9 protein-coding genes are annotated in these 7,821 nt (G+C 67.6%); 2 read left to right on the top strand and 7 right to left on the bottom strand.

Annotated features, from left to right (window positions below):
- Positions 1 to 185: 185 nt before the first annotated feature.
- The 6 genes from ACV4UX_RS15800 to ACV4UX_RS15775 all read right to left on the bottom strand — a co-directional run bounded on the left by ACV4UX_RS15800 (position 186) and on the right by ACV4UX_RS15775 (position 5,264).
- Positions 186 to 458 (bottom strand): hypothetical protein, encoded by a 273-nt coding sequence (locus ACV4UX_RS15800; protein ID WP_491594241.1) that lies wholly within the window; start codon positions 456 to 458, stop codon positions 186 to 188.
- Between the two features lie 261 nt (positions 459 to 719).
- Positions 720 to 1,430 (bottom strand): TerC family protein, encoded by a 711-nt coding sequence (locus ACV4UX_RS15795; RefSeq protein ID WP_491594240.1) that lies wholly within the window; start codon positions 1,428 to 1,430, stop codon positions 720 to 722.
- 253 nt (positions 1,431 to 1,683) lie between these two features.
- The gene (locus ACV4UX_RS15790) at positions 1,684 to 2,424 is read right to left on the bottom strand and encodes an amino acid ABC transporter ATP-binding protein (protein ID WP_491594239.1); all 741 of its coding nucleotides are present in this window, start codon (positions 2,422 to 2,424) and stop codon (positions 1,684 to 1,686) included.
- Positions 2,411 to 3,205, bottom strand: a complete 795-nt coding sequence (locus ACV4UX_RS15785; RefSeq protein ID WP_491594238.1) for an amino acid ABC transporter permease — start codon at positions 3,203 to 3,205, stop codon at positions 2,411 to 2,413. Before ACV4UX_RS15785 ends, ACV4UX_RS15790 begins: the two co-directional genes overlap by 14 nt.
- Positions 3,206 to 3,258: 53 nt before the next feature.
- Positions 3,259 to 3,996, bottom strand: coding sequence for a basic amino acid ABC transporter substrate-binding protein (locus ACV4UX_RS15780; RefSeq protein ID WP_491594237.1), 738 nt, complete (start codon positions 3,994 to 3,996; stop codon positions 3,259 to 3,261).
- A 137-nt stretch (positions 3,997 to 4,133) separates the two neighbouring features.
- Positions 4,134 to 5,264: an aminotransferase class I/II-fold pyridoxal phosphate-dependent enzyme gene (locus ACV4UX_RS15775; RefSeq protein ID WP_491594236.1), complete on the bottom strand. Its 1,131-nt coding sequence runs from the start codon at positions 5,262 to 5,264 to the stop codon at positions 4,134 to 4,136.
- Positions 5,265 to 5,566: 302 nt separating this feature from the next.
- On the opposite strand from ACV4UX_RS15775, the gene ACV4UX_RS15770 reads away from it, so the two are divergent.
- The gene (locus tag ACV4UX_RS15770) at positions 5,567 to 6,544 is read left to right on the top strand and encodes a polysaccharide deacetylase family protein (RefSeq protein WP_491594235.1); all 978 of its coding nucleotides are present in this window, start codon (positions 5,567 to 5,569) and stop codon (positions 6,542 to 6,544) included.
- Positions 6,545 to 6,658: 114 nt separating this feature from the next.
- Here the strand turns inward: ACV4UX_RS15770 and ACV4UX_RS15765 are convergent, their stop codons facing one another.
- Positions 6,659 to 7,363 (bottom strand): Smr/MutS family protein, encoded by a 705-nt coding sequence (locus tag ACV4UX_RS15765; protein WP_491594234.1) that lies wholly within the window; start codon positions 7,361 to 7,363, stop codon positions 6,659 to 6,661.
- 252 nt (positions 7,364 to 7,615) lie between these two features.
- Here ACV4UX_RS15765 and ACV4UX_RS15760 point away from each other — a divergent pair.
- A partial coding sequence (locus ACV4UX_RS15760; RefSeq protein ID WP_491594233.1) for a DnaJ domain-containing protein occupies positions 7,616 to 7,821 on the top strand: 206 nt, incomplete at its 3' end.

Below are 7,821 nucleotides of genomic sequence, written 5' to 3'. Positions count from 1 at the left end.
TTGATGGCAAACCCCGAAGGAGGGTTTGCGAGAGGCGCATGCGTGCGGCAAAGCCGCCCTGCTCCGGGCAGCGCACCGCGCAGGGCTGGCGGCAGCCGAAGACCTGCCGGGGCGATCCGACGGCGAAAAACGCAAAGGCCGCCCCGGGGCGGCCTTGAATCTTCGCGCGCCCGGCCCCCGTATCCCTACAGCAGCTTCACCAGCGCGGCGATCACGGCGGACTGCGCCAGCATGAGCCCGGCCGTCCACTTGAGGATGTCGGATTTGGTCTCGGCGTTGATTTTGGCGGTTTCGGCCGAGAGGCGAAGCTCCATTTCCCGGAGGTCGGCCTTGGTCGCCAGGTCCTTGCGCACGGCCTCGTCCTGGGCCTCCAGGATCTTCACGATGATCCCGGTGGCCTCCTCTCCGAGGGCCTTCTCCAGCCTCTTGGTGTCGTCGAAGAGCAGCATGCTCTGCATGTGCCTCCCGGGAAGCGGGAAGTCAAGGCCGCCGGGGCGATCCGGCGGCCTCTTGCGTGCGGGGGGGGCGTGGGGGAGGCGTGCCGTGGGGAAAGCCTCCGGCGGGCAAAGGGCTTCGCCCTCTGCACTCCCTTGTTGCTTCGCGGGCTTTCCGGATACGCCGCCGCCGGAGTGCTCCGGCTGGGGTGCGCGGAGGCTGTCAACTCCCCGGTTCAGGGCTTTCGAGCTGCTTGTCCGGGATGTGCGGTCCCGCCTTGGCTTTCAGTCCGTCTTGGGGCGCGTGCGCATGTTCAAGAGCTCCACGCCCAGGGAGAAGGCCATGGCGAAGTAGATGTAGCCCCGGTCGATGTGCTTGCCCAGGCCTTCGGCCATGAGGAACACGCCGATGAGGATCAAAAACGAGAGCGCCAGCATCTGGATGGTGGGGTGGTGCTTCACGAAGTGGCTCACCGGGTCGGCGAAGACCATCATCACGATCACGGCCGCCACCACGGCCGCCACCATCACCACGATCTCGCCGGACATGCCCACGGCGGTGATCACCGAGTCCAGCGAGAAGATGATGTCCAGGATGGCGATCTGCGTCACGGCCGAGGCGTAGGAGAGGGCCTTTTTCGGGGCGGAGTCCTCGTCTTGGGCGTGGTGCTCGAACTTCTCGTGGATCTCGAAGGTGGACTTGGCGATCAGGAACAGTCCGCCCGCCAGGAGGATCAGGTCGCGCCCGGAGAACTCGGTGCCCAGCACGGCGAAGAGCGGCGCGGTGAGGCGCATCACCCAGGTGATGGAGAGCAGCAGCAGGATGCGCGTGCCCATGGCCAGCAGCAGGCCGATGCGCCGCGCCCGGGACTGCTGCTCGGCGGGCAGGCGGTTGGAGATGATGGCGATGAAGACGATGTTGTCGATGCCCAGCACGATCTCCAGGGCGGAGAGCGTCAGGAAGGCGATGATGTTGGCGGCTGAGAAGAGTTCCATGATGAGGGGGTTGGGGTTCAGAACGGGATTTCCGGTTTGTAACGGTCCGGGCGGCAGGGCGCAAGGGGAGAGAAGGGGACGCCTGGAGCAGGAAGGCATGGCGGCCGCCGGATGTCCCGAAATCGGTCCCAGGAGAGGGGGGAGAGGAGCGTCCTGCAGGAGGGCGCTCAGCCGGGGAAAGGCGGACTGCGCGGGAAGACGTGCGCAAAACGAAGCGGCGCGTTTCCCGCAGGAAGCGCGCCGCCGGTGCGTCCTAGAGGATCTGTTCCAGGAATTTCTGGGCGCGCGGGTGCTTGGCGCTTTCGAAGAACTCCACGGGGGGGCCTTCGTCAATGATGCGGCCGTGGTCCATGAACACGATGCGGTCGGCTGCCTGGCGGGCGAAGCCCATTTCGTGGGTCACCACCACCATGGTCATGCCTTCGCGGGCCAGGTCCAGCATGACGGCAAGCACCTCGCCGATCATCTCGGGGTCCAGCGCGGAGGTGGGCTCGTCGAAGAGCATGATCTTGGGGTTCATGGCCAGGGCGCGGGCGATGGCCACGCGCTGCTGCTGTCCGCCGGAGAGCATGGCGGGGTACACCTCCGCCTTCTCCTTGATGCCCACCTTGTCCAGCAGGGCCAGGGCCTTGGCCCGGGCCTCTTCCTGGGGCACGCCGCGCAGCTTCATGGGCGCGAGGGTCACGTTGTCCAGCACGGTGTAGTGCGGGAAGAGGTTGAAGGACTGGAACACCATGCCCACGTCCATGCGCACGCGGTTGATGTCCACGGCGGCGTCGGAGAGGTTGTGGCCGTCCACCACGATGCGCCCGGCGTCGATTTCCTCCAGGCGGTTGATGGCGCGCAGGAGCGTGGACTTGCCCGAGCCCGAGGGGCCGATGATGACCACCTTCTCGCCCGGCCGGACGGTGAGGCTCACGTTGTCCAGGGCCTTGAGCTTTCCGAAGTACTTGCCCGCGCCCGTGACGGTGATGATGGGCTCAGCGTTTGACATAGAAGGAGAGCCTCTCTTCAAGCATGGACACCAGCTTGGACAGCAGCAGGGTGATGATCAGGTACACCAGGGCCACCACGGTGTAGGTCTCGAAATAGAGGAACGATTCCGAGGCGAACTCGCGTCCGCGGCGCAGGAGGTCTGCAACGGCGAGGATGGAGACCAGCGAGGTGTCCTTGAGCAGCATAATGAATTCGTTGCCCACGGGCGGCAGGATGATGCGCATGGCCTGGGGCAGGATGACGTAGCGCATGGTCTGGGCGCGCGAGAAGCCCAGGGAACGGGCGGCTTCGCTCTGGCCCTTGTCGATGGCCAGGATGCCCGCGCGGAAGATCTCGCCCAGGTAGGCCCCGTAGCACACGGCCATGGCGATGACGGCGGCCACCATGTCGGGCACGCGCACGAAGCGCCCCAGGGCGTAATAGATGTAGAAAAGCTGCACCAGGAGCGGGATGCCCCGCACGATCTCCACATAGGTGGAGGCCACCAGGTTGATCCACTTGTTGCGCGACACCCGCCCAAGGCCCGTGATGAGCCCCAGGAACAGGGCCAGCACGATGGAGAAGACCGTCACCTGGAAGGTGACGAGCACTCCGTCCGGGATGAACTTGACCAGGCGCAGGTACGCGCCCTTCTCCACGAAGACCAGCCAGGCCAGCGTTCCGGCGGAGAGGACCAGGGAGAGCCACCACGCCGAGACAAGGCCTTTGTCGGACTTGCGGGGGATGGCCGGGCCGTCGTGCTGCTCGATGACGGGGACATTCTGCTGTGGGCTTTGCATGGGAAAATGAGAAGGGGAGGGCTCAGGTCCCTCCCCTTCGGGAATTTACAGGTCTACTGGCCGATCCACTTCTTGATGAGTTCCTTCTCGATGCCCTTGGCCTTCACGGCCTCGATGCCCTTGTTGATGAGGGCCAGATTCTCCTTGTCGCCCTTCTTGAGGGCGATGCCGTAGAACTCGTCCTCGCCGGACTCGATGATGGCAGCGATCTTGAGCTTGCCCTTGTACTTGTCGTTCTGCAGGGCGTACTGGGCGGCGACGGGGTCGTCGCAGACCACGCCGTCGATGCGGCCGTTGAAGAGGTCCTCGATGGCCAGGCCCACTTCGTCGTAGGACTTGTCTTTCACGCCTTCGGCCTTCTTCACGGCGAAGTGGCCGGTGGTGGAGATCTGGGCGCCCAGGGTCTTGCCCTTCATGTCGGCCAGGGTCTTGGCCTTGGAGTCGGCGGGGACCACCAGGGCCTGGCGCACCTTGAAGTAGGGGGTGCTGAAGTCCATGGTGCCCTTGCGCTCTTCGGTGATGGACACGGAGGAGCAGATGGCGTCGTACTTGCCGGCGGCCAGGCCCGCGAAGATGCCGTCCCAGGCCACGGCCTTGAAGTCGGCGGTGAACCCGGCTTCCTTGCCGGCGGCCTTCATGTAGTCGATGGCGAAGCCGGTGATCTGCTTGTCGGGGCCCACGAACTCCATGGGGGGCCAGGTGGCGTCGGTGGCGAACACGATGGTCTTGGCCCAGGCGGACTGGGCGGAGAACAGGGCGATCAGGGCGGCCAGTACGACGATTTTGCGCATTGCTTTCTCCGTGGTTGGAACGTTGGCTTCGTCGCGGGCCTTTTCCGGGCTGGCCGCGCACGGTCGCGTGAGCGTCACGGGACCGGAAAGTTTTGTCAAAATCCAGGAAAAATTCAAGTCCATTCCGACAAAAAGCGTCAACTCGCGCAGGCCCGTCCCGACGCAAGCCAGGGCTCAAGGGCCGCAAGCCCGGCGGCGAACCCGGCGCGCCCGAAGCCCACGCGGAAATGGGCCTTCCAGGCCTCGCCGTAGAGCGCCCCTGGCAGCAGGAGCACCCCCGTGGCGGCCAAGGCCGCCTCGCAGAAGGGGCGTGCGTCCTCGCCCGAGGCCAGGCGCGGGAAGGCGATGGGGCCGCCGGTGGGCTCCACCCAGTGCAGCAGAGCCTTGCGGCGCTCCATGAAGCCCTTGAGCAGCTCCAGGTTGTCCAGGGTGATGGACCGAGTGCGCTCCAGAACCTGCTCGCGGCGGCGCAGGGCCGTGCAGGCCAGGAACTCGCCGGGGGCCGTGCCGCAGATGGTGGTGTAGTCCTTCACGCGGGCCATTTCCGCCAGGAGCCCCCTGTCGCGGCAGGCGGCCCAGCCCACGCGCAGCCCGGCCAGCCCGAAGGACTTGCTCATCACGCCCAACGACACCGCCCGTTCGTAGAGTTCGCAGGCTGGCGGGGCCGTCGCGCCCGGGCCGTACTCCAGAAAGCGGTACACCTCGTCGGAAAAGAGCCAGCAGCCACGGCGCGCGACGATCTGCGCCACGCGCTCGAAACCTGCCCTGTCCGGCCGCGCGCCCGTGGGGTTGTGGGGAAAGTTGAGCACCACGGCACGGGTGCGTTCGCTCATCAGGGACTCCAGCTCGTCCGGGTCCGGGAGCCAGCCGTTCTCCTCGCGCGCGGTCCAGGGGATCACCCGGCAGCCGCGCGAGGCCGCCACCTGGAAGAGCGACTGGTAGCACGGCACGTGCACCACCACCTCGTCGCCCGGTTCCAGCAGGGCCGTTGCGAAGGTGAACACCGCCTCCTGGGCGCCCACGTGCACGAGCACGTCCTCGGGCGCGAGGCCCCCGTAGAGCCCGGCGATCAGGGCGCGCAGTTCCGGATGCCCGGCCGATTCCGAGTAGCCCAGGGGCAGGCGCTCCAAGGCCTCCCGGCCGCCCGGCTCCATGTCCAGGAGTTCGCCCACGGTCAGGGCTTCGCAGTCGGAGACGCACAGGAGGTGCGGGGCTGAGAATTCGTGTTCGGCGAAGTAGCGTTCCAGCAGGAAGGGAGGCAGGTTCACGGGCGGTCCTTTCTCGATGCGGTGTTGCCGGTTGGAGGGTTCGCGGGGCGCTCCGGGAGGGTTGCCGACGCGTGCGCGAAGCGCCCTCCATAGCGCCGGGTGCGGCGCGAGGCAACGGGTCACCGCGCCGGGCGAATAAGTGCAAGGTGTGGAGGCGAGGGTGCATCGACGCCCTGGGGTGCGCCGACCCAGGCGGTTTGCAGGCGCTCGGCGTCCCCTGGCGGCCGGGCTTGCCCCCGGTGGGCGGCGGGAGTAGAGCGGAGTGGCCCGGCCTGCCGGGCTACTCCCGATCCGGAGGCCCCATGCGCAGCATCCTTCTGGCCCTCTGCATCCTCGCGTCCGTCCAGGCGGCGGCAGCGCAGCAACTGTGGCCCCCTTCCGAACTGGCGGCGCGCCCCGGCGAGGAGCGCGCGGGCCGCCTGGAGCAGCCGGACCCCACCGGGCCGGCGCGCGCCGAACCCCGCATCGCCCTCACCCCGCTGCCCCGGAACCTCCAGGGCTCCATCCGCCGCGTGGACACGGGGGGCGAGAAGCTTGTGGCCCTCACCTTCGACCTCTGCGAACTCTCCGACCAGCGCGCGGGCTACGACGGGGCACTGGTGGACGCCCTGCGGGCCCACGGAGCGGCGGCCACTTTCTTTCTCTCGGGCCGGTGGATGCGCTCCCACCCGGAGCGGACCCTGCAACTCATGGCCGATCCCCGCTTCGAGATCGGAAACCACGCCTGGACCCATGGCAATTTCGCTGTGCTCTCCCGGGAGCGCATGCGCGAACAGCTGGACTGGACCCAGGCCCAGTACGAGCTGGCCCGTGAGGAGTTGGAGGCCCTGGCGGCCGCCAAGGGGCTGCCCGGGGCGGCGGCCTCCGCGCCGAAGTCCATCCGGGTGTTCCGCTTCCCCTACGGGCGCTGCAGGCCCGAGGCATTGGAGATGCTGGCCGGGCTGGGGCTCGCCGCCGTGCAGTGGGACGTGAACACCATGGACGCGGGCAAGCGCGCGCCCGAGGCCATCGCCCGGGACGTGCTGCGCCTGGTGCGGCCCGGCTCCATCGTGCTGGGCCACGCCAACGGCAACGGCCACGGCACGGCCAAGGCCCTGGAGACCATTCTGCCGGAGCTCAAGGCCAGGGGCTACCGCCTCGTGACGGTGAGCGACCTGCTGGCCTCGGGCCGGGCCGTGACCAGCCACGAATGCTTCGATGCGCGCAGCGGCGACACGGCGCTCTACGACGCGATCTTCGGAGAAGGCGTCACGCATCCGCGACGGGGCAGGCGGGAGTAGAGGGAGCGTCTCGCCGGGCAGTCGCCGGGCCACGCCTTGCGGTCTGCCGTCTGGCTCGGGCGGGGCTGGCGATCCCCGCCATCGGGATGGGCGGTCAGGCGGACCGGGCCGGGCCTACTCCCCCCACCAGTTGTCCCATTTGATCTTGCCCTCGGTCTTCTTGCGCTGCCGGAGCAGCACATAGAGCGCTCCGGCCCCTCCGTGCCGGGTCTGGGCCGTGCAGAAGGCCAGCACCACCCGCTTGAGGGGATCTCGCGTGAGCCAGCTCTTGAGTTCCTGTTTGAGCACCGGCATGCCGCCCGGGGAGTTCATGCCCCGCCCGGGGATGAGCAGGATGGTGCGCCTGCCCTTGAAATAGGCGTCGCGCATGAAGTGCAGCAGGCCCTCGTAGGCCTGGTCGGCGTTGAGGCCGTGCAGGTCCAGGTGGGCCTCCGGGCTGTACTGGCCCGCCTTGAGTTGGCGGAAGATCTTCTGGTCCATGCCCTTGACGAAGCCCTGCACGTACTCGTCAGTGAACTCCAGCTCGAACTCCACCTTGCCCGAGACCAGGTCGGCCAGCCTGGCGCGCACCTCGGCGTCGGGGTCCGTGGGGGGCGGTGGCTCCACGGGGCGAACGCGCGCGGCCACCTGGCGGCCGGAGGCCTCCGCGCCCATGCGGTTCACCCCGGCCATGGCCTGGGCGAAGAGATCGCCGTCGTCGGCCGGAGAATCGGCCGTCTGCGCGGGCTTGGGCGGCGGGGGCGGCTTGGGCTTTTCCTTCTTCTTGAGCTTGAGGCTCTTGAGCGCCCCGAAGGGATTGTTGAATTCGTCCTTTGGCATGGGGGCGTGCTAGCCCGACTGGCCCGGGATTGCAACGCCGGCCACGGCCCGGAGAACCCCGCCGCCAGACTTCAGGCCCATTCCGCGAGAGCGCAGGCCCTGGCCGCGCCAGGCGAGGGGCCTGTTCCGTCCCTGCCCGATTGGTGTATAGGGAAATCGGTCGAAGCGCCCGGGACGTCCTTGACGGAATCCGGGGGCGCATTATTATGTAAACTTGCAGCCGGGCAACGCCTTCGATCAAAGGACAATCACGTGGAATACAAAGACTACTACAAGCTCCTGGGCGTCACCAAGTCGGCCTCCCAGGAGGAGATTTCCAAGGCTTTCAAAAAGCTTGCCCGCACGTGCCATCCCGACCTCAACCCGGGCGCCTGCACGGCCGAGGGCAAGTTCAAGGAAATCAACGAGGCCTACGAGGTGCTGCGCGACCCCGAGAAGCGCAAGCTCTACGATAAACT

The sequence above is a fragment of the Fundidesulfovibrio sp. genome, assembly GCF_058402725.1.
The sequence above is the reverse complement of the archived record's forward strand: the minus strand, read 5'-3'. Positions and strand labels throughout refer to the sequence as shown.